Origin of the sequence: Pseudomonas capeferrum (genome assembly GCF_000731675.1) — a bacterium.
Classification (GTDB): domain Bacteria; phylum Pseudomonadota; class Gammaproteobacteria; order Pseudomonadales; family Pseudomonadaceae; genus Aquipseudomonas; species Aquipseudomonas capeferrum.
In genome coordinates, this window is record NZ_JMIT01000002.1 from 358,532 (window position 1) to 380,762 (window position 22,231).

The 22,231-nt window shown below is 57.4% G+C and carries 15 protein-coding genes; 12 read left to right on the forward strand and 3 right to left on the reverse strand.

Annotated elements, in window-relative coordinates; all coding sequences use genetic code 11:
- Positions 1-26: 26 nt before the first annotated feature.
- Positions 27-788, reverse strand: a complete 762-nt coding sequence (locus PC358_RS14170) for an SDR family oxidoreductase (RefSeq protein WP_033700666.1) — start codon at positions 786-788, stop codon at positions 27-29.
- A gap of 183 nt (positions 789-971) precedes the next feature.
- Here PC358_RS14170 and PC358_RS14175 point away from each other — a divergent pair, with 183 nt between their 5' ends.
- A complete protein-coding gene (locus PC358_RS14175) occupies positions 972-1,973 on the forward strand; it encodes an NADP-dependent oxidoreductase (RefSeq protein WP_033700667.1) in 1,002 nt (333 codons plus the stop codon).
- Between the two features lie 135 nt (positions 1,974-2,108).
- Here the strand turns inward: PC358_RS14175 and pyrF are convergent, their stop codons facing one another.
- Positions 2,109-2,810 (reverse strand): orotidine-5'-phosphate decarboxylase, encoded by a 702-nt coding sequence (gene pyrF / locus PC358_RS14180; RefSeq protein ID WP_033700668.1) that lies wholly within the window; start codon positions 2,808-2,810, stop codon positions 2,109-2,111.
- A 182-nt stretch (positions 2,811-2,992) separates the two neighbouring features.
- Here pyrF and PC358_RS27210 point away from each other — a divergent pair, with 182 nt between their 5' ends.
- Entirely contained in the window at positions 2,993-3,160 is a 168-nt protein-coding gene (locus PC358_RS27210; RefSeq protein ID WP_077068581.1) for a DUF2897 family protein, read from the forward strand.
- A gap of 80 nt (positions 3,161-3,240) precedes the next feature.
- On the opposite strand, the gene PC358_RS14185 is transcribed toward PC358_RS27210, so the two are convergent.
- Positions 3,241-3,573: a ComEA family DNA-binding protein gene (locus PC358_RS14185; protein ID WP_033701499.1), complete on the reverse strand. Its 333-nt coding sequence runs from the start codon at positions 3,571-3,573 to the stop codon at positions 3,241-3,243.
- 687 nt (positions 3,574-4,260) lie between these two features.
- Between PC358_RS14185 and wecB the strand changes: the two genes are divergently transcribed.
- From wecB to PC358_RS14235, 10 genes are all read left to right on the forward strand, one after another.
- Positions 4,261-5,403 (forward strand): non-hydrolyzing UDP-N-acetylglucosamine 2-epimerase, encoded by a 1,143-nt coding sequence (gene wecB, locus PC358_RS14190; protein WP_033700669.1) that lies wholly within the window; start codon positions 4,261-4,263, stop codon positions 5,401-5,403.
- Positions 5,400-6,662, forward strand: coding sequence for a UDP-N-acetyl-D-mannosamine dehydrogenase (wecC, locus tag PC358_RS14195; RefSeq protein ID WP_033700671.1), 1,263 nt, complete (start codon positions 5,400-5,402; stop codon positions 6,660-6,662). Before wecB ends, wecC begins: the two co-directional genes overlap by 4 nt.
- 13 nt (positions 6,663-6,675) lie before the next feature.
- Positions 6,676-13,515 (forward strand): methyltransferase domain-containing protein, encoded by a 6,840-nt coding sequence (locus PC358_RS14200; protein ID WP_050506127.1) that lies wholly within the window; start codon positions 6,676-6,678, stop codon positions 13,513-13,515.
- Between the two features lie 8 nt (positions 13,516-13,523).
- Positions 13,524-15,323, forward strand: a complete 1,800-nt coding sequence (locus tag PC358_RS14205) for a glycosyltransferase (RefSeq protein ID WP_077068582.1) — start codon at positions 13,524-13,526, stop codon at positions 15,321-15,323.
- A gap of 12 nt (positions 15,324-15,335) precedes the next feature.
- On the forward strand, positions 15,336-15,749 hold the full coding sequence (locus tag PC358_RS14210) for a hypothetical protein (RefSeq protein ID WP_050506128.1): 414 nt from the start codon (positions 15,336-15,338) through the stop codon (positions 15,747-15,749).
- Between the two features lie 3 nt (positions 15,750-15,752).
- Positions 15,753-17,528 (forward strand): hypothetical protein, encoded by a 1,776-nt coding sequence (locus PC358_RS14215; RefSeq protein ID WP_033700672.1) that lies wholly within the window; start codon positions 15,753-15,755, stop codon positions 17,526-17,528.
- Positions 17,525-18,760, forward strand: a complete 1,236-nt coding sequence (locus PC358_RS14220; protein ID WP_033700673.1) for a glycosyltransferase family 4 protein — start codon at positions 17,525-17,527, stop codon at positions 18,758-18,760. The genes PC358_RS14215 and PC358_RS14220 overlap by 4 nt, the downstream gene beginning before the upstream one ends.
- A 7-nt stretch (positions 18,761-18,767) precedes the next feature.
- On the forward strand, positions 18,768-19,994 hold the full coding sequence (locus tag PC358_RS14225) for a glycosyltransferase family 4 protein (RefSeq protein WP_033700675.1): 1,227 nt from the start codon (positions 18,768-18,770) through the stop codon (positions 19,992-19,994).
- 72 nt (positions 19,995-20,066) lie between these two features.
- Entirely contained in the window at positions 20,067-20,450 is a 384-nt protein-coding gene (locus tag PC358_RS14230; RefSeq protein WP_033700676.1) for a hypothetical protein, read from the forward strand.
- Between the two features lie 355 nt (positions 20,451-20,805).
- Positions 20,806-21,780 (forward strand): hypothetical protein, encoded by a 975-nt coding sequence (locus tag PC358_RS14235; RefSeq protein ID WP_033700677.1) that lies wholly within the window; start codon positions 20,806-20,808, stop codon positions 21,778-21,780.
- The last annotated feature ends 451 nt before the right edge of the window (positions 21,781-22,231 follow it).

The window sequence follows — 22,231 nt, forward strand, 5'->3', positions numbered from 1 at the left end:
GCTCCTACACCCACACACGCCGCAAGTCAGATCGCCGTCGCTCCGCCGTCCACAGTCAGGCTATGCCCGGTGGTGAAAGCCGCGCCATCGCTACACAGGTACAGCACCGCACCTGCAACTTCCTCGACCTTGCCGATGCGCCCCACCGGGTGCATCGCCGCTGCGAACTCGGCCTTGCGCGGGTCCGCCTCATACGCACGGCGGAACATGTCGGTGTCGATAACCGCCGGGCACACCGCGTTCACCCGGATGCCTTTCTTGGCATATTCGATTGCCGCCGACTTGGTCAAGCCGATCACCGCGTGCTTTGACGCACTGTAGATGCTCATCTTCGGCGCCGCGCCCAACCCTGCCACCGATGCGGTATTGACGATCGCCCCACCGCCCTGGGCAACCAGCAGCGGCAGCTGGTACTTCATGCACAGCCACACACCCTTGACGTTGACGCCCATGATGGCGTCGAACTGCGCCTCGCTACCCTCAGCCAAACGGCCCTGCTCGATCTCGATGCCGGCATTGTTGTAGGCGTAGTCCAGCCGGCCATAGGCGGCTATCAGCCGTTCATGCAGCTGGCGCACATCGGCCTCCCGGGTCACGTCGCAGGCGATGAACATCGCATCGCCGCCCGCATCGTGGATCAGGCCCACCGTGGCTTCGCCGCCGACCGGGTCGAGGTCGGCCACCACCACTTTCAAGCCTTCACGGGCAAAAGCCAACGCCGTCGCCCGGCCAATACCCGCAGCGCCGCCGGTGACCAGGGCTACCTGGCCGGAAAAGGTCATGCTCATCGTTTGCTCCTGACGCGGCCATTTGTGATATCGCAGCCAAGCATAGTCAGCGCCCAGCCAAGCTGGGCAGCATCATCAGGCCAACGGTTGGTCTACCATGCTTACCAGTGATGTTACCCACCTGGTTGCATCAGCAAGGTAGATTGAATGCACTTCACCTTCCACTGCCCACAAGGACCCGACATGACCCAGACCAACCGCCGCTTCCTGCTCGCCAAACGCCCGGTCGGCGCCGTGCGCCGTGACGACTTCAGCTTCGAGCAAGTGCCCGCCGAACAGCCCGGCGAAGGCCAGGTCCTGGTGCACAACCTGTACCTGTCCCTCGACCCCGCCATGCGCGGCTGGATGAACGAAGGCAAGTCCTACATTCCCCCAGTGGGCCTCGGCCAGGTAATGCGCGCCCTCGGCGTCGGCGAAGTGGTGGTCTCGAACCACCCCGACTACAAGCCCGGCGACCACGTCAGCGGCGCGCTCGGCGTACAGGACTACTTCACCGGCGAGCCCCAAGGCCTGCACAAGATTGACCCCAGCCTCGCGCCCCTGCCCCGCTACCTCTCGGCCTTGGGCATGACCGGCATGACCGCCTACTTCGCCCTGCTCGAAGTCGGCCAGCCCAAGGCTGGTGACACCGTGGTCATCTCGGGCGCCGCCGGTGCGGTGGGCAGCATCGTCGGGCAGATCGCCAAGCTCAAAGGCTGCCACGTAATCGGCATCGCCGGCGGCGCCGAAAAATGCCAATACCTCAAGGACGAGCTGGGCTTCGATGGTGTCATCGACTACAAGGACGAAGACGTGCTCGCCGGCCTCAAGCGCGAATGCCCCAAAGGCGTAGACGTTTACTTCGACAACGTCGGTGGCGAGATCCTCGACGCCGTGCTCACCCGCATCAACCTCAAGGCCCGCATCGTCATCTGTGGCGCCATCAGCCAGTACAACAACAAGGAAGCCGTCAAAGGCCCGGCCAACTACCTGTCGCTGCTGGTGAACCGTGCGCGCATGGAAGGCTTTGTGGTGTTCGACCATGCCAAGGACTATGGCAAGGCCGCGCAGGAGATCGCCGGCTGGCTGGCCAGTGGCAAGGTGAAGAGCAAGGAAGATGTGGTGGAAGGGTTGGATACCTTCCCAGAGACGCTGCTCAAGCTGTTCAGCGGGGAGAATTTTGGCAAGCTGGTGTTGAAGGTCTAACCCCTGTAGGCGCGGCCTTGCCGGGGCGCCGGACCGGTCGGAAAGGGCTGCGCAGCAGCCCCAGCACTCTCGGCATCAGCCGTATATGAAAAAGGCCAACACGCGCGTGTTGGCCTTTTTTATCAACGCGGGTGTTTACCCTCGAATCTCCGCCACCACCGCAGCCAGCGCCTGCGCCGGGTCTGCGGCCTGGCTGATCGGCCGGCCAATCACCAGATAGTCCGAACCTGCATCCAGTGCCTGGCGCGGAGTGAGGATACGGCGCTGATCATCCTGGGCGCTGCCGGCCGGGCGGATACCCGGGGTCACCAGTTGCAGCAGCGGGTGCGCAGCCTTCAGCGCCGGTGCTTCCAGCGCGGAGCACACCAGGCCGTCCATACCCGCCTTCTCGGCCAGCGCCGCCAGGCGCAGTACCTGCTCCTGCGGGTCGACATCCAGGCCAATACCGGCCAGGTCTTCACGTTCCATGCTGGTCAGCACGGTCACGCCAATCAGCAATGGCTGGGGGCCACTGCGCTTGGCCAACTCTTCACGGCAAGCCGACATCATGCGCAGGCCACCGGAGCAATGTACGTTGACCATCCACACCCCCATCTCGGCGGCGGCCTTGACCGCCATTGCCGTGGTGTTGGGGATATCGTGGAACTTGAGGTCGAGAAACACTTCGAAGCCCTTGGCACATAGGGTCTCGACGATGCCGGAGGCACTGCTGGTGAACAGTTCCTTGCCCACCTTTACCCGGCACAGCGCAGGGTCGAGCTGGTCAGCCAGCTTCAGAGCGGCCTCACGGGTAGGGAAATCGAGGGCGACGATCAGGGGCGTCTGGCAGGCGGACATGGTCAGGGTCTCTTGGCAAGTCGAAAACGGCGCGCATTGTAAACGAAGTGGCGCAGGCTTTGGGGGCCGCGGGTCATGGAATTGGCCCTGCGGTGCACGGCTCCTATAATTGAACCAAAGGATCCGGCAATTGCTCAACATGCGTACAAGCGCCGCCCACTGACGATCAAAGGAGAACGACAATGCCCTGGTATGCCTGGCTGATACTCATCTTAGCCCTCGGCTCGATTGTCGGCGGCTTGATGATGCTGCGAGATACAGCGAAAAAACTGCCGCTGACCGACGACCAGCTGCGCAAGGTGCACGAGCGCAATGCCGAGGCGGATGCCAAGGATTCGCAGGACCGCTAGCCACTGTTGCCAGCCCCAGTCCTCCCCTGGCGGGAGCACCTTGCTTGCCCCGCAATTAAGCAGGGCAAGCCCCCCTTCGCTTACTCCACCATCACCTTGTCGCGATTACGCTCCAACAACGCGCTACCGACACCCCTGATCTCCAAAAGCTCATCCACCGAGGCGAACGGACCATGGGTCTCCCGGTAGGCAACGATGGCCTCAGCCTTGGCCTTGCCAATCCCGTTGAGCTCTTTTTGCAGGGTAGCGGCATCAGCCTTGTTCAGATCCACCCGCAACGGCTGCGCCGCCACATGGCTGACCACTGGCACTGGGTCTGGTACCGCAGTGGTAGTCGCGGGAGCGGCGCTGAGGGTAAAGGACAGGCTGGCGAACAGCGGCAGCAGCAGGTAGGACAGTACGGTATTACGCATCATGAATATTCCTTGGGTTGGTCTAATCGAACAGCCGTTTTCCTGTGGCTGCGCAATCAACCCTAGCGGTTCGCCTGATTTCGCAACAGGCACTCACCCCAGCGAATCGTTACCGAATCGAACAGCAAGAAAACCAACTTCACGCCCCCAGAAATAATGGCGCAATGCCATGTTTCGCGCTAACTTCATGAACTAGTTGAGATAGACGATGGCGTTTAGGTGAATTCCCGTTTAACCTGCGTTTCATTCAGACCAAACGCTGTTGCTTTTCCTACAAGCCTTGCTGGATATGGCCCCTACCCGCTCGTCGCGAACTCTCGCCACATCGTCTCTATTGGCATGATGCCTGAATAACATCAAACAATCGTTTTTGTTGATTGCTCCGAGAAAAATCGGATCCGATATTTCGATGTCAATAAGCATTTCCCCTGAATCAGGGGAAAAAAACGTGCCAGACGGGATGTCATTCTGATGACTAAGTGATAAATTTGCGGCCATTGGACAACCGCTGTGCTTGAAGGATCCGAGCAAGATGAATTTTTTTTCACACCCCCCACTGGAACCGCTCGCTTCCTCGTACGCGGTGCCAGCCAGGCCAACCCCCCCGGCCGACTTGCACAACCCCTGAGTTTCACAGCCCTAGCCCAGTAACAACCGCCTTCACTCAACACAAAGAAGACCGTCGCCGTGTCCCTCAAGACCCTCATCGTATTTGGCACCCGCCCAGAAGCCATCAAAATGGCACCTCTGGCCCTCAACCTTGACCAGGACGACCGTTTCGAGTCCCGTGTCTGCGTTACTGGCCAGCACCGCCAGATGCTTGACCAGGTACTGGAGCTGTTCGAGATCACGCCCGATTACGACCTGAACATCATGAAGCCAGGCCAGGACCTGACAGACGTGACCACGGCCATTCTGCAGGGGCTCAAGCCCGTACTGGCCGAGTTCAAGCCGGATGTGGTACTGGTCCACGGCGACACCGCAACGACCCTGGCGACCAGCCTGGCGGCCTACTACCAGCAAATCCCGATCGCCCACGTCGAAGCTGGCCTGCGCACCAACAACCTGTATTCGCCGTGGCCTGAAGAGGGCAACCGTCGCCTGACCGGCACGCTTGCAGCGCTGCACTTCGCGCCGACTTCGACCTCGCGTGACAACCTGCTCAAGGAAGGCACCGACGCCGCGACCATCTACACCACCGGCAACACCGTGATCGACGCGCTGCTGGAAGTGGTTCGCAAGCTGGAAAGCCCAGCGCTGAAGAGCCACTTCGAAAGCCAGTTCGACTTCCTCGACGCCAACCGCCGCATGGTGCTGGTCACCGGCCACCGCCGCGAAAACTTCGGCGATGGCTTCGAGCGCATCTGCCAGGCCCTGGTGCAGACCGCTCGCCAGTTCCCGGATGTGGACGTGGTGTACCCGGTGCACCTCAACCCCAACGTGCGCGAGCCGGTGAACCGCCTGCTGGCCGGGGTCAGCAACATCCACCTGATCGAGCCGCTCGACTACCTGCCGTTCGTCTACCTGATGAGCCGCTCGTACCTGATCCTCACCGACTCCGGTGGCATCCAGGAAGAAGCCCCAGCCCTCGGCAAGCCGGTACTGGTCATGCGTGACACCACCGAGCGCCCGGAAGCGGTCGCGGCTGGCACCGTCAAACTGGTTGGCACCGACGTCGACTCGATCCAGCAACACCTGGTGCAACTGCTCACCGATGAAGCGACCTATCGCGAGATGAGCGTGGCCCACAACCCCTACGGCGACGGAAAAGCGTGCGCGCGAATCCTCGATGCCCTTTCCGTATTCTCTAACTCCAAGGACGCAGCATGAGCTTCAACAAGATTTCTGTCGTAGGTCTGGGCTATATCGGCCTGCCAACTGCCGCCGTTTTCGCCGCCCGCAAGAAGCAGGTCATCGGCATCGACGTCAACCAGCACGCGGTCGACACCATCAACCGCGGCGAAATCCACATCGTCGAGCCTGAGCTGGACATGGTCGTTCACGCTGCCGTGACCGAAGGTTTCCTGCGTGCCTCCACCGTTCCGGAAGCTGCCGACGCCTTCCTGATCGCCGTGCCGACCCCGTTCATGGACGACCACGAGCCGGACCTGAGCTACATCGAGTCCGCCAGCAAAGCCATCGCTCCAGTACTGAAAAAGGGCGACCTGGTCATTCTGGAATCGACCTCCCCGGTCGGCGCCACTGAGCAGATGGCCTTCTGGCTGGCCCAGGCGCGCCCGGACCTGAGCTTCCCGCAGACCCACGGTGAAGACTCCGACATCCGCATCGCTCACTGCCCTGAGCGCGTCCTGCCAGGCCACGTACTGCGTGAGCTGGTCGAAAACGACCGGATCATCGGCGGCATGACCAAGAAGTGCTCGGACGCTGCCGTACGCCTGTACCGCACCTTCGTCGAAGGCGAGTGCATCGTCACCAACGCCCGCACCGCCGAAATGTGCAAGCTGACCGAAAACAGCTTCCGTGACGTGAACATCGCGTTCGCCAACGAACTGTCGATCATCTGCGACAAGCTGGACATCGACGTCTGGGAACTGATCCGCCTGGCCAACCACCACCCGCGCGTCAACATCCTGCAGCCTGGCCCAGGCGTAGGCGGCCACTGCATCGCCGTCGACCCATGGTTCATCGTCAGCCAGACCCCAGAGCAGGCGCGCCTGATCCGTACCGCCCGTGTGGTCAACGACAGCAAGCCTGAGTGGGTGATCGACAAGGTCAAGATGGCCCTGGCCAACTTCCTGATCAAGAACCCGGGCAAATCGGCCCAGCAAGTCAAGATCGCCTGCTACGGCCTGGCCTTCAAAGCCGACATCGACGACCTGCGCGAAAGCCCGGCCCTGAGCATTGCCGAGCGCCTGGGCAACGAGCTGGAAGCCACCCTGCAACTGGTCGAGCCGAACATCGAAGCCCTGCCGCAGCGCCTGTCGCGCCACGAGCACGTGGAATTCGACTTCGCCCAGGACAGCGCCGACATTCACGTGCTGCTGGTCAAGCACCGTGAATTCCGCGGCACCTTCACCGTCCGCGATGCTGCATTCGTGATCGACGCCGCAGGCGTTACCCAGGGTTGATGGAACAGTCCGCATGAACAACACCACGCTTGAGAAACCTACCGTGAACAATGAGCTGCCGTCACCTTTGGCCGATATTCATGACCGTGTGATGGAAGCCTATTACGGCAAGCTGGGTGATCAGTTCATGCGGGAAACCCAAGCCCGCATCCACTGGATCTGCGCCCAGGTCAAAGGGCGCCGGATCCTGGATGTCGGCTGCTCGCAGGGCATCGTGCCCCTGCTGCTGGCACGTGAAGGCTGCCAGGTCACCGGTGTGGACACCAGCCCGCAGGCCATCGAAGAGGCCAAGGGTTACCTGTCGACCGAGCCGGCCCACATCCAGCAAAACGTCACGTATATCAATTCTGACTTCCTCGCGCTGGACACGCTCGAGGTCGAACCCGACACCGTCGTCATCAGCGAAGTACTCGAACACCTGGTCCGCCCGGAGCTGTTCGTCGAAAAGGCCAACGAACTGCTCAAGCAGGGTGGCCGCCTGGTGATCACCGTGCCGTTCGGGGTCAATGACTTCATTGACCACAAGCACACGTTCTACCTGATGGAACCTTTCCGGCTGCTGGCCGAGCACTTGCAGATCATCGAGATCAAGATGCTGGGCAAGTGGCTGGGCATTGTCGCCGTTAAAAGCGAAACGCATAAACCCGGCATCATCGACTCGCTGACGGTCGAGCGCGTACGTGAACTGGAAAAGGCGTTTGAGTCCATCGAGCGCACCCTGCGCGAGAACATCGGCGCGATCAGCAAACGTCTGGAAGAGGCGAACAAGAAGTATCGCGGCGCCACCGAGCAGATCGCCCAACTCAAGCCTGAGGCCCAGAAGGCCGAGGCATTGTCCAAGCAGTTGCAAACGCGCGACGCGGACATTGCAACCCTGCAGAAATCCAACCGTGAAATCCTCGATGCCAAGGCCCAGCGGGTCCAGGAGCTTGAGGAAATCAAACAGCGGCTGGAAGAAGCCAACAGGAAGTATCGCGTAGCGACCGAGCAGCTAGCCCTGCTTAAACCTGAAGCACAGAAGGCCGAGGCCCTCTCCCGTCAGCTCAAGGAACGTGAAGCGGATATCGCCTCGCTTGAACAGTCGAGCCGGGAGTCCCTTGAAGCCAGCGTTCGCAACGTTCAACAACTGAGCGAAGAACTCGACGCCGTCAAAGCGCAACTGACCGAGGCAAACCAGAAGTGCATTACGGCTGCGGAGCAGTACGCCCTTCTGGAGCAACAGTTTGCAGCGCTCGAAGAAGCCAGCGTGCAGAGCCTTGCAGACGCCGAGCAACGATATGACACGCTGCTGAGCCAGCATGAAGACGCGCGCAAGCAATTGAGCGAAACAAGCGACGAACTTGCTCAGCTGGCTCAAAGCAATCGCGCACTGCATGACAACCTGGCCACCTCTGCAGGGCAGCAGCAGGCCTTGGAAGAGCAACTGCAAAGCACTCAGGCTCAGTTGCAAGAAGCCCAGCAAAGTACCGACGCAAAAGCCGGCCACATCAGCCAGCTCAGCTCGGAACTCAGCCAGCGGGAAGCAGCGCTGGAATCCTTGCAGCAGTTGCATCAATCCATCGAAGAGCAACTGCAGGCAACCGCACAGCAGCGAACTGCCGCTGAAGAGCGGGCAGCGCACAAGGCCGCAAGACTCGAAACATTGAGGGCGGAGCACGATGCGCTCGCAGCCCAGCTCGAGCAGATGTCTGCACTGCGCGCCGAGGACCAGCGAGAAAACGCTGCCTTGGGCGATAGCATCAGCGCGCTTCGTGAGCAGCACAGTGACCTGGAAAACCAGTTCCGCTCGGTAGCCGGACAACTGGCCGAGGCACAACAGGTCAACGAGGGCCACGTTGCCACCATCACCGACTTGCGCGCCCACCAGACGGCACTGGAAGCCGAGCTGGAAAACCAACGGCAACAGTCGAACGACCTGTTGGCGCAGGCACAACAGACCAATGTCGAGCATATAGACACCATTACGGCGTTGCGCGCACATCAAGCGGCAGTCCAGGCCAAGCTTGAAGACCAGGCGCAAGCCATGAGCGAGTACCAAACTCAGGCTCAAGAGCAGGAAGCCGCCCACCTCGACACCATCGCTGCATTGCAGTCTGGCCATGCCGACCTGCAAGCCCAGCTGCAGCAGGCAGCCGAGCTACAGGGCCAGACCGACCTGGCCAACGCTGCCCACCTCGACACCATTGCAGCGTTGCAGTCGGGCCATGCCGACCTTGAAAGCCAACTGCAACAGGCCTTCGAACTGCAGGACCAGGCCAACCAGACCAACGCAGCTCATCTCGAGACCATTGCAGTATTGCAGTCGGGCCATGCCGACCTCGAAAGCCAACTGCAACAGGCCGCCGAATTGCAGGACCTGGCCAATCAGGCCAACGCAATGCACCTCGACACCATTGCAGCGTTGCAGTCGAGCCATGAACAGCTGGAAAACCAGCTGCTGGAGGCTGCCGAGCTACAGGAGAGAACCCATCAGGCCAATACAGCCCACATGGAAGACATTACTGCCTTGCGAGCACACCAGGCAGCACTGGAAGCCGAGCTGGAAAACCAGATTCAGGCAATGACCCGTCTGCAAACCCAAAGCAATCAGGATATTGCCGAGAAAGACGACACGATCACTACGCTGCGCATGCGCCAAGCGGAACTGGAAGCCGAACTTGAAAGCGAGTTGGAGTATATGAACGAATTGCAGGCCCAAACCCAAAGGGCCGACGCTGCTCAGGCTGAGACCATCGCTCTGTTGAAAGCCCGTCAAGCTGAACTGGAAACAGAGCTGGCCGATCAGCGCCAGACCATGAACGAACTGCAGGTTCAGAGCCAGCAGGCCAATGCCGTACACGCGACCACGATTACCGCATTGCAGAACCGTCAGACTGAGCTGGAAGTCCAGTTGCAGGTGATGAACGACGTTCAGGCACAAAGCCAGCGCGAGCATGCAGCACAAGTCAACTCCATCAATGCTTTGGTTGAACAACGTGCCGTGCTGGAAGACCGCTTGCAGGCGCTGACCCTCGCCAACACCCAGTCCGAAGAAGCCCGGGCCTCGCTGGCAGAGACCATTGCGTCGCTGAATCAAGCCAAGGACATGCTCGAAGAGCAACTCCAGCTGGAAAGCGTCAGCCGCCAAGCTGCCGAAGCCAGTCTCGCCGCCACCAACGAAGAATGGCAGGGCCTGCGTCAGCAACTGGAAGCCGAACTCAACTCGTCCAAGGCAGGTCTTGGCGCGGCAAACATGAAGTACCGCGCCCTCACCGGCGAACAGATTCCGCAGTTGAAGGCCAGCCTCAATCAGCTGCTGGAACGCAGCTCAGCTCAGCAACGCAAGATCGACGAGCTCAACGAAAACCTGGGCCGAGCCAACACCCAGCGTCACCTGGCTGAACAGCGCCTGGTCAAGACGCGTTCCAGCATGACCTACCAGCTCGGCTACCAGATCAAGAACAGCGCCAGCTCCCTGGGCGGCCTGGTCAAGTTGCCGGTGCGCCTGCTGCGGCTGTACCGCAAGGCCAACCAGCAACGCCAGCAAAACGAGCAGAAACTGCTGGCCAACGAACCGCTCAAGGCACTGCTGCCGCCGCCACCTGTGGTGCAGGACGAGAACTACCTCAAGCTGCCAGCTGCCCTGGCAACCAGCGAGCAGAGCCGCACTACCCTGCTGCGCCAGGCCGACCAGCCCGTCAGCCGCCTGAAAGTAGCGTGCGTGATGGATGAGTTCACCTTCGGCTCGTACCGCTACGAATGCGACCTGATGCCACTCACGCCAGCCAACTGGAAAGTGGAAATCGAAGGCTTCGGTCCAGAACTGCTGTTCATCGAGTCCGCCTGGCGCGGCAAGGATGACCTGTGGGGCAGCAAGGTTGGCCACAACGGCCAGGAGCTGCAAGACATTCTCGCCTGGTGCCGCCAGAACAAAGTGCCGACCGTCTTCTGGAACAAGGAAGACCCGGTCCACTTCGAGACCTTCCTGACCACGGCCAAGCAGTTCGACCATGTGTTCACCACCGATATCGACTGCATCCACCGCTACAAGGGCGCACTCGGTCACGACCGCGTCTACCTGCTGCCGTTCGCTTGCCAGCCTGCGCTGCACAACCCGATCGAACTGTACGAACGCAAGGATGCCTTCTGCTTCGCCGGTGCCTACTACGCCCGTTACCCTGAGCGCACCCGCGACCTGGGCAACTTCGTCACCGAGCTGCCGAAGTTCCGCCCACTGGAAATCTTCGACCGTAACTTCGGCAAGAACGATGTCAACTATCAGTTCCCCGAGGAATACCAACCGTACATCGTCGGCACCCTGCCCTTCGAGAAAATCGACACGGCATACAAAGGTTACCGCTACGCGATCAACCTCAACTCGATCAAACAGTCGCAATCGATGTTTGCCCGACGTGTCTTCGAACTGCTCGGCTGCAACACCCTGACCGTGAGCAACTTCTCGCGCGGTGTGCGCCTGCTGTTCGGCGACCTGGTCGTAACCACCGACAATGGCGAAGAGATGCTCCGTCGCCTGCAACTGCTCGCAGAAGACCCGCTGAACAGCGACAAGCTGAGGCTGGCCGCCCTGCGTAAAGTGATGCAGGAGCACACCTATACCCAGCGTCTGGAATACGTGATGAGCAAAGTCACCGGCACCTCGAAGGCCCAGCGCCTGCCGGAGATCGTGGTTGTCTGTGAGGCTCAGGATCGCCAGCAATTCGACATGCTGCGCGCTCACCTGAACCGTCAGACCTACAGCCAGGTGCGCATGGTCATCATCAGCGATGCCTACCAGAGCAGCATCGTGACTGACGACCCGCGAATCCTGGTGCTCAAGCCTGCCCAACTGAAGAAGACTTCTCTCGGTGAGCTGGTTGGCAATACCCCTTGGGTTGCCGCCTTCGTGCCTGGCGACTACTACGGCCCCAACTACCTGCTCGACCTGGCACTGGCAACCCGCTACAGCCGTGCTCAGGTGATTGGTAAAGCTGCACACTTCACCTGCAAAGGCCAGCAAGCCGAACTGCTGTCCAACGAACAGGCCTACCGCCCGACGCAAACACTTGCCGCCCGCCGTTCGCTGGTGGCAACCGAGATCGTCGCCGCCCAACCCCTGCGCAGCTGGCTGAAGAACCTGCAATCACTGCAGTACACCCATGCTCAAGGGTTGGCCATTGATCCGTTCAACTACTGCGAGAACGGCGCGGCACAGCACGAGGCTGTCAGCACCAAGGTCAACGACCTCGAGCTGAACCTGGGCATGACCATCGATCAGCTGCAAGCCCGGGCACAGTCGATCGCGCCGCTGCAGGTCAGCCACGATGCGCCTGAGATCACTGGCCGCGGTTTGGCCGAGATGTTTGGCGTCATTCGCAACAAGTTCGTGGACCTGATCGTCGACGGCGATAACTGGCGCGTGCACTCCAAGCTCGCAGACGGCAAGCACGAATACATCTACGCCCAACAGGAAGTCCGTGTGGATGAACTGGGTTGCGAAGAGGGCCGCCTGAAGCTGTTCCTCGACTGCACACCCGGCTTGAACCTGCAGTTGGTCGTGCTGTTCCTGGATGCCGACAAACAGCGCATCAGCCACGTCATGCAGTATCCGAACCGCAACCAGACCGCCGATGTTCCGCCAGAAGCTGTGTTCGTGCGTTTTGGCCTGCGCGCCTACGCGGCGGGCAGCACCGACCTGAAAGCACTGGTGCTGGGGCATCGCAACCTGCAGCCCTCTGAAATGATGGGCCGTGGCGAGCACCTGCTGCTGACCAATCACTACCCGACCTACTCCGACTTGTACCGCAACAAGTTCGTGCACACCCGGGTAACGGCCTACCAGGAACACGGTATCGATGTAGACGTGTTCCGTTTGCGCCCCAATGAGACCGTGAGCTACCACGAGTTCCAGAACATCGATGTAGTCACAGGTTGCACATCGACCTTGACGAAGATGCTCGAGAAGAATCGCTACAAATCGATCCTCGTGCATTTCCTCGACGAGCAGATGTGGAATGTGCTGCGTCCGTTCCTGAACAGCACACGCATCACTGTCTGGGTACACGGCGCGGATATTCAGCCTTGGTGGCGTCGTGAGTTCAACTTCGCGACCGACGAACAACTGCACCTGGGCAAGCTCGCCAGCGAAAAACGCATGACCTTCTGGCGTGGGCTGCTGCAACCCATGCACCCGAACCTCAAGCTGGTGTTCGTGTCTCGCTACTTCGCCGAAGAAGTCATGGAAGACCTCGGGTTCCGCCTGCCGGAAGCTCAGTACGAGATCATTCACAACCCGATCAACACCGACTTGTTCGACCATCGGGAAAAGTCGGCCGAGCAGCGCAAGAAGGTGCTCTCGATTCGTCCTTACACCTCGAAGACCTACGCCAACGACCTGACTGTCAAGGCAATCCAGAGCCTGACGAGCAAGCCCTGGTTCAATGACATGGAGTTCTGCCTGATCGGTGATGGCCCTCTGTTTGAAGAAACGCTGGCTCCGCTACGCAGCTACGCCAACGTGAAAATCCAGCAGGGCTTCCTCAACCACACGGAGATCGCTCAAACCCATAAGGACTACGGCATTTTCCTGTGCCCGAGCCGCATGGACACCCAAGGCGTATCCCGTGATGAGGCCATGTCGTCAGGCCTGGTACCTGTGACTACCGCCGTCGCGGCAGTACCCGAGTTCGTCGACAACCAATCCGGCTACGTGGTCGAGCCCGAAAGCCACGAGCAACTGGCGAAAGCGATCGAGGACATGTACCTCAATGGCAGCACCTTCGTCGTGAAGTCCAAAGCTGCAGCCAAGCGTGTTCGCGAGCAAAGCGCCAGCGTCAAGATGGCCGAGCGGGAAGTTGCTGTGATACAGAATCATTGAAGACGATGATGAAACCCGCTTTGAAGCATTTCGTTTTTACCAATTTTGGTATCGGCATCAAGGATGAACTGTGGCTGTCCTACAGGCTGGAGGTCTTTAGCAATACTGCCCTCCCGTCTTTGGCCAACCAGAGCAATCAGGGTTTCGAATGGATCATCTTCGTTGATGAAGCACTGCCGACACTGCACCGGACGCGACTGGAGACGTTGCTGCGTGGTTCTGGCCTGAATGCGCGCACGCTTCGGGTCAGCGACTATTCTATGGTCAGTCGCGAAATCCTGCGCCTGATCAAGGACGTTGACGAGGCGGTCCTGGTAACTTCGCGCATGGATGATGACGACTGCATTGATGAGCACGTCATCGACCTGATCCAGGCCGAGGCCACCTCCGAGCACAACATCTCGGAGGTGCTGCTGATATCGCTGAAAAACGGTATCGAATTCCTGCCTTCGGATGAGTGCTATCGCCCGGTCGAATACGACACGCTGGCACTTGCACTGACCCTGGTGGACAAGACAGCAGGCCCCAAGTCGCACTCCATTACTCAGTATGCGCACCACTTGGTCGTCTCGACGCTGGAACAGCATCGGATTTCCGCCGAGCACATTCATCTGAGCAGAGCGGAACCGCTTTATCTGTATACCAAGCACCCGCTCAGCGATTCGTACTTCTTTGGCGCGCGCGCACGCATACTCAGCTCGCCCGAGTGCGTGAAAGGGTTTGATCCGGCGCTGTTTGCGCGGTTCGGCCTACAGACTGCCCAGCTTGAATACCTGACCCAGCTGCTGCGAGAGTCTCCGCTGGGCATGCCGCACAAATACCTTGAGAAGCTAAATACGGTCCGTCAGCAAATCAAGGCTGAACAACAGAACGTCTTTGGTGCCGACCAAGAAGTATTGAACAAACTCCTGTCGCAAAGAGCTCGCCTTGAAGTGAAGGCCTCGCGCCCGAACCCCGTGAAAGCGAAGGCAGGGAAGATTCGCGTTGCCATTCTCGGTTCAAGTGCTTCGCACAATTTGTTCACGTTTCAACAAGAAGCCCTCGAACGCTTCGAGGTGTGTTTTTACATGTCTCAATCGTCGGTCATCTCTTACATGGCACCGCCCTGCCTCGATGCCCGGTTCAAGGTCGATACCGAAGACGCCGAGGCTAAACGTGTTCAGTGGGACGCCTCCAAAGACCACTGGAAACAGCTTGAGCAAGCTCGGCCCGACATCGTCATTGTCGATTTCTTTGACGAAAGCATCGGCATCGCAACGTTTGGAAGTTCCATCGTTTCGGCCAGCCCGCTCATGCTCAAAACCCTGTCGCGTTGCGGTATCGAGTTCAAGTTGCAGGCCCCCTGGAGTGAGGAGGCCAAGCAATTGCGCACCTGGGCGCTGCCCATGTTCCTTGAGCGCCTGGCTAGCCTGTGCCCGAACATTTTCGTGCACCAGGCCAACTGGGCGAGCCAGTACAAGAGCAAGGAAACCGTTGCAAGCTTCGCCGGGAGCACCTTCGAGAACCTCATCGACCTCAACAATGCAATCATTGACCCGATGCTGGAAGGCCTGGAGAACTCGACGATCCCAGTCGAGAGAATCGGCGGCAAGGACGCTGGCTTGATTGCAGGGGGGGCGCCTCGCTGGGCCTATTGCCCGTATCACTATGACAGCCCGTACTACAGAACCATCGCCAAACAAGTATTTGCCAAGATGGTGCAACACGTCTCAAAAAACGAGCACAAATGGGCGTTTTGCCCGTATTACTACCACGGCACCTATTACAGAACCCTCGCCAAACAATTGCTGGCGCGGATCATCAATTGAAGTGATCAGATCATGAAACCGTACCTCTTCCTTATTGCACTCCTGACGATGTTGGCCGGTTGCGATCAACAACCGACAGGCGAGGTGATGCCAGCGGAAAAATCGGCCAACACCCTGCGCCTGAGTGACGCTACCTATGTGCTCCTCCGGGGCACACATCAGAAGTCGCACAAAAAGCCGAACAGTGCTGGGTTCCTGAGCATGCACGAATTTGTGTATCCCGGCGTTGACAAGATTGCCGAAAATGACGTTTACGCCGTGCTGAAAAATAATGGCTATACACGCAAGATCATTACCAACGACGCAACCCAATTCAAAGTGCAGTATTACAAAAAATCAGTGCCGCCAATCGGGGCAATATTTATTACTCGTGCCAAGGATGATGGGCACGAGACCCTCGCCAGTATCTATTGGCAGGAAAAATAATGAATGCTCGCAGCACCTTTGCTCATACGGTTTCAGTTTAGTATGAAACTCCAGCAGCAGATAAAAGCTACCATCGGCTGGTGTATTTCCCTGGGCGTGAAATTCGTCAAGGTGGTGCCGATCATTACCGGCCTGGTGCAAATCAGTACTTTGGCGAGCCAGATATTTCTTTTACTGGCTTTCTTCCTGCCCCTCAAAGTCATCATTCTCCTGGGCTCAGAAAAAACGCCTGCCTATTTTCCTTCGATCCTGCATACGCTCGAGAAGGATCATTTGATCTATGCATTGACGGCAGCGGCGGCCCTTTCCTATATCGCCTATCTGCTGGCGGAACTGGCGACCGCACTGCTGTGCCGTAAAGGCACCCAGACCCTCCTCGCTCGCACGTCCAAGCTCAATTTGTTCGAGAACCAGGAAAAAATTGCCACCAACGCCTACTCTCGCTTCAACCGAGCGATGGCAGGGGGGGCTTTTTTCGGCTTGAGCACGGTGGCGCTTGCCTTTGTATACCCGAGCCTGCTGCTGGCGATTTTCGCGTATCTGGCCGTAGCATTGACCGTTTGCGTGCTGGCCTACAACCACAGCAAGCGCATTCGCGATAGCTTCCACCAGCACTACAGCCCTATTCTGAATGCCTTGGCGGCAACAGGGTTCCTGCTGAGTTTCTTCGTCCTGGTGACTGACTTCCTGTATTTCCAGCACACCAAGATTTTCAACGCCGTCATCGCCGTTCTGATCATGCGCCAGGGCTTGCAGCGACTGTCGAGCATGATGCTGGACGTTATCGGCCTGCGCATTCAGCATCGGCAGGTCAATGCGCTGTTTTATCAGTCTCAGCCGCTCATCGAACTGCGCCCGCAAAGCAATGGCTTGGACTATATCCTGCAGGCAGAAAACAGAGACAAATGGGTGCGCGAGCTGCTTCAAAAACTGAATGCTGAGGCGGTCGACAGCTATCAGATGCAATGGCATCAGGTGGGCTTTACCGATATCTACGCCTTCACCCTGCAGTTCGCCGATGACGCCGTTGAGCACAGCCTGCTGGTCAAAGTGTTTGGCAACAACATCTCATCCTCGGCGCTGCAGGAACGGGCGCTGCTGACGACGCAACGCGGCTTGCCAGTCTTGCCCTTTGTGGGTCATTACAAGGTCAGCAATATAGATTGCCATGTCTATCGATTTGAAGCGTCTGACAAGCTGGCCGGCCGGCAGATTGGCGAAGGCATACTTGGCGTGGCAAAGAGGCTGATACTACTGGAGCCCGCTGCAGAGCTGATTGCCCAATTCACCCGCACGCGCTTGTACCTCGAACAACGTCTTGATGAAGCCACGATCAGCTCGCTCCGTCTGGCGTGTATCAATGATGACGACACTCAACGTGTCGAGCGCATCATCAACACCCTGCCGTGCATTACCCGGCAACTGGCCGAGCTTCCTCGCCAGATCGTGCCCCTGGATGTCACCAACAACACACTACTGGCGTCCCCCTCCTCCGGCTTTGTCCTCAGCCACTGGAGTAACTGGCGCATTGAAGCGATTGGCTGCAGTTGGCCAATCGCGCAAAAAGATGCGCTTTTCGAAACGCTCGGCTCTAGCGACCAGCGCCCGGCACTTGCTAACGCCGAGCAGCAAAAGGTTTGGCTGGCTGCACTGATGTACATGCTGGAAAGACATATTGTGCGTAAAGACTATTCGGCAGCCCTTGCATTGACACCTGACATCGTCAGCTGCATCGAGATTTTTGATACACCCACAGCTGTAGAGGGCGCGACGCAATGACGAAAGTCTCGATGATTGTATGGAATGAATTCCTCAACGACGCGCGCGTGATGAAGGAAGCTCAAACGCTGCAACGGGCCGGATATCAAGTTCGCGTGTTCGCACTGCACACGCCAGGCGTCACCCAACAGCAGGCGGTGCTCGACGATGGCATAGAAGTTGTTCGAGTGGCCCGCTCGCCGCTTTGGAAACTGCGTAAGAAGAACCTGCAGCCTGCGGTGAAAGCCGGTGGCGAGTCTCAGCAGTCCGCGCCGGTGAAGCCCAGCCTGAAATTGCTTGTTCTAAGAGCTGTATCACGCGGGTGGACGCACCTCGCGCTGCTGTTCAAGATGCTTGAGTACCGGGCGATGGTCGTGCACTCGCATGACGTCAATACCCTGCCCACCGCCTGGCTGGCAGCAAAATTGTCACGCGCCAGGCTGGTGTACGACGCACACGAAATCAGTACCAGCCGAGAAGGCTACAAGAGTCTGCGGAAGGTCGTCGGGTTTGTAGAAAAACAGCTGATGCCCTCGGCAAATGGCACGATCACCACAACCGACGCACGGGCCAAGTACTTTGCTCGCGCCTATGGCGTGGAGCGGCCATTGGTTCTACAAAACCGACCCAGGCTGATTGAAAGCCCACCCTCGAACCGCATTCGAGAAGAGCTCGGCCTGGTCGAGCCGTGGCCGATCGTTCTTTATCAAGGTGGTTTACAGCAAGGCCGCGGGCTGGAAAAACTGGTCCGCACGGCGCAGCACGTGCCTGATTGTTACTTTGTGCTGATCGGCGGAGGCCGGTTGACCCAACCGCTCACGCAGTTGGCGCAAGAACTGAACCTGCAGCACAAAGTGCATTTCATTCCAACGGTGGCCCTGGCCGAACTGCCAAGCTATACGGCCTCTGCCGACGTGGGTGTGCAACCTATTGAAAACACCTGCCTCAATCATTACACCACGGATTCGAACAAACTCTTCGAGTATGTAATCGCCGGGCTACCGGTGATTGCCACTGACTTCCCTGAAATCCGCAGGATTGTCAGAAGCAATGACATCGGCCTGCTGGTACCGGCCAATAACGAGCAAGCCCTCAGCCGCACAATCATTCAATTGCTGGAAGACCCCGCGCTGCGCGCACGGTTCGCCAGCAACGCCAGGAAGACGGCGCAAAACTTGAATTGGGAAAGCCAGGAAAAGTGTTTAGTTGATCTCTACGAGCGGGTGCTGCTCACCCACGCTCACACCAGGTAACCCGGCCGTGAAGACACGCATTCTCTTTTTGAGTTTTTACTACCCGCCGGACCTGTCGGCAGGCTCCTTCCGTGCCGAGGCATTGGTAAAAGCACTCTTGGATAATGTTGGCGACCATGTGGAAATCGATGTCGTTACCACACAGCCCAACCGGTACCATACCTTCAAGACCACGGCCTCGAGCTTTGAGCAGTCGCCGAGCCTGACCGTACGGCGACTGGCGGTGCCTGCCCATAAAAGTGGTTTCATTGACCAGGCGTTTTCATTCGGCTCGTTTGCCTACCAAGTATGCAAAGTAGCCAACAGCAAACAGTACGACCTGATCTTTGCCACCTCTTCGCGCTTGATGACAGCCTCGCTGGGCGCTTACATCTCCCGAAAAACAGGTACCAAGCTGTATCTTGACATTCGAGATATTTTTGTCGACACCTTGCAAGGGGTACTGCCACCTACCCTCGGCAAACTAGCTTCTGTTGTCTTTTCATCCATTGAAGCTAGCACGATCCGACAGGCTGACAAAGTTAATCTTATTTCACCTGGGTTTACGCCCTATTTTAACAAGCGCTACCCCGACAAGGTATTCACCTTGCATACCAACGGGATCGATGAGCTCTTCCTCACGCCGCCGCCGTTGCCGCCGGCACCGGTCGTCACGCAATACCTGCCTGCGCTACCGCGCCGATTGAAAATTGTGTACGCAGGCAACATTGGTACCGGGCAAGGCCTGCACCTCATTGTCCCGCAATTGGCCAAGCACCTCGAGGATGAAGCCGACTTTCATCTGATCGGATCTGGCGGGGCCATCGAGCGCTTGAAGAAAGCACTGGCTCGCGAGCAGGTGACGAACGTCTATCTCGCGCCCCCGATGAAACGTGACTCTTTATTGAAGCTTTATCGTGAAGCCGATGTACTGTTCTTGCACTTGAATGACATGAAGGCGTTCCGTCGAGTATTGCCCTCCAAGCTGTTCGAGTACGCAGCAACTCAGAAACCTATTTTGGCAGGTTTGTCCGGGTACCCAGGTCGATTTGCAAGCAGACGCATTCACAATACGGCCGTATTCAGCCCCTGTGATCTCGAAGCCGCTATCAGATCATTCAGGAGCCTGGAACTGGGCCCCACAGCTCGAAATGATTTCATACAAAAATACTCGCGAACAGCTATCAAAAGGAGGATGGCCTTCGACTTGCTGACCACATCACCCAAGCATTCGGAGTTCGAGCAAACTGAATAGTCAAGGGTCGACAAGTTTGCTAGAATTCAGAGTTTAAATTTACATTAACAAACCCAAGGTCTAACGCTTAACATGAAAAAAATCACCTACGTCGCGGTTTTGTCCTGCCTGCTCGCTTTGGGCGGCTGCAATGAAGAAAAAGGGACTGACATCCAACTTCCTTCCGGCGAAAAGCTGACACTGCAAGGGAACATGACCAAGAATGTTGCCAAACCTATCGAAAACGGCACGCTGAAAACTTACGACATCCAGTACAACCTGGCTCAGGCTGAAGCCAAGGCCAAAGTTGATGAGCGCTTCCGCGCACTGGGGTATGTTGCTGCCGAGCAGCCAAACGCTGAATCCGCGGCAGTTAAAGTACATTACATGAAGAAAAACTCTCCAACCATTGGCGTGTTGATCAACGACAAAAACCCCGCGCTGGTCAGCATTTACTGGCAGGAAAAGCAGCAATAATAGCCTGCAGATTAAATGAAATCCTGCAGGTGGCAGGTATCAATATTCCCATTGCAGATGCAATCTCAATGGGAATATTTTTGACCTTAATAATACCCCTTTCGACTTAATGAGCATCCGGGGCACTTTCCAGGCACGAATATGGAAACCTCAACAGCTTGAACCTTCACGCAGATGATCAGTGTCACTCACTCCGCTTATTGAGACTACCGAAGCTCAATCTAATACAACGATCAAACGCTTCACCGTGCGCAAGCGCCCGCCCTATAAAACACGCTAATAAGCGCTAGCAGCTTGCTGCTACACCAGCGCAAACACCAAAAACTACCCCCATGGAAGCCAGGTAGCACAGCACATGAAAATACATTATGAAACACTAACACAGGACTGGTTCGACAAAGCCCTAAGCACAGGGCCTCACAAATCCAACTGGATACCGAAACACCACCTTGATCTTTTTAGGCCGTGGCCCGAAAAGTACGTCAATCTCTATCATCAGCCATTTAACCCTTTTGCATTTGCGATCAATGCGTGCGCGCTGGCAACCTCATGCAAAACGCATGGCGCCCTTAAAACTATACTCGACCAAATTGACTATCTCGACCTAGCGGCAAGCAGTTATACTGAAACCATTGGGAACCATACCTACATTAGAAACAACTTTGATTTCCCCATGTACTGGGCCACCATGAAAAAGCCTTTTTATGGCGCCTTTATGAATGCCTATACTGCATACGGCTACATCAAGCTGCACGAAGCCACCAATGACGAAAAGTACTTCAACAAGGCGCTCAGACTAATAACAACCCTGACCTCAAAAGACGCACACATACAACTCTCCAACTATGATTCCGATGGAGATTTTTGGCTCTACGAATATGTGTTCACCCCACAAGATACTGAAATCGAGTACCTAAAAGACATCGGCACTGAAATACAAGAGGACGGCAGGATGCGCTTTCGCGTTTTCAACGGCCACATTGCCGCGATTTTCGCATTAATGAAATTCAGAAAGCACACCAGCATGAGCTTTGTTGATGAAGCGATTGAGCAGTCCATTCTAACGATGTCCAAGAATCTAAACTTGCAACTTTTCAAGCAAAAATACTTTTCTTACTCGATTGAGGCCGCTGTGTTACCGGATTACGGACAGAAGAGAGCGGTCCATCTGGCCAAACACCTCGCCGAAGCAACAGATGATAAAACCCTTAAACTCACTCATGAGGCGTTTGATACTTTTTACAACGAGTCCCTGAAGACGTGCGAACAGGAAACCTATCTGGCGGGGAGAAAATCAGCACTGGACCTCTACACCCCACTGAGAGCATAAGTCTATGCATTCGACGCTTTCATGGCACCGGCGAGGGCCCTTAAGACATACTACCAAGCGCGCTTAATTCACCTAACAATACACCTAGTACACACTTAGTATTAACACCGACTCTACTGCGGCAATCTGGACCACGGTGCAACCGCATACAATGCCGCAGAGTCAATCATGCGTCGTTTGGTGCCGGCGAAGCCCTGAGCAATGACGAATACCAACATGCCAGGCCTACATAGCTCTCTGCCACTGTCATGGCTCTCTGACACTCTCTGCGGATAGCGTGGGCACCTGCCGAATTGTAGAACGCTTCGACACCCAAAGGTCCTTTTTTCTCAGCTCGACCAAGCGCTCAGCGTTTTTGTAGTGACGAGCGCGTTGCATTCCTCGGCCAGCTATGGATAATGAATTCTCAATTATATTCACATGGCATTCGCTGGAGCATCTATGTTCACCC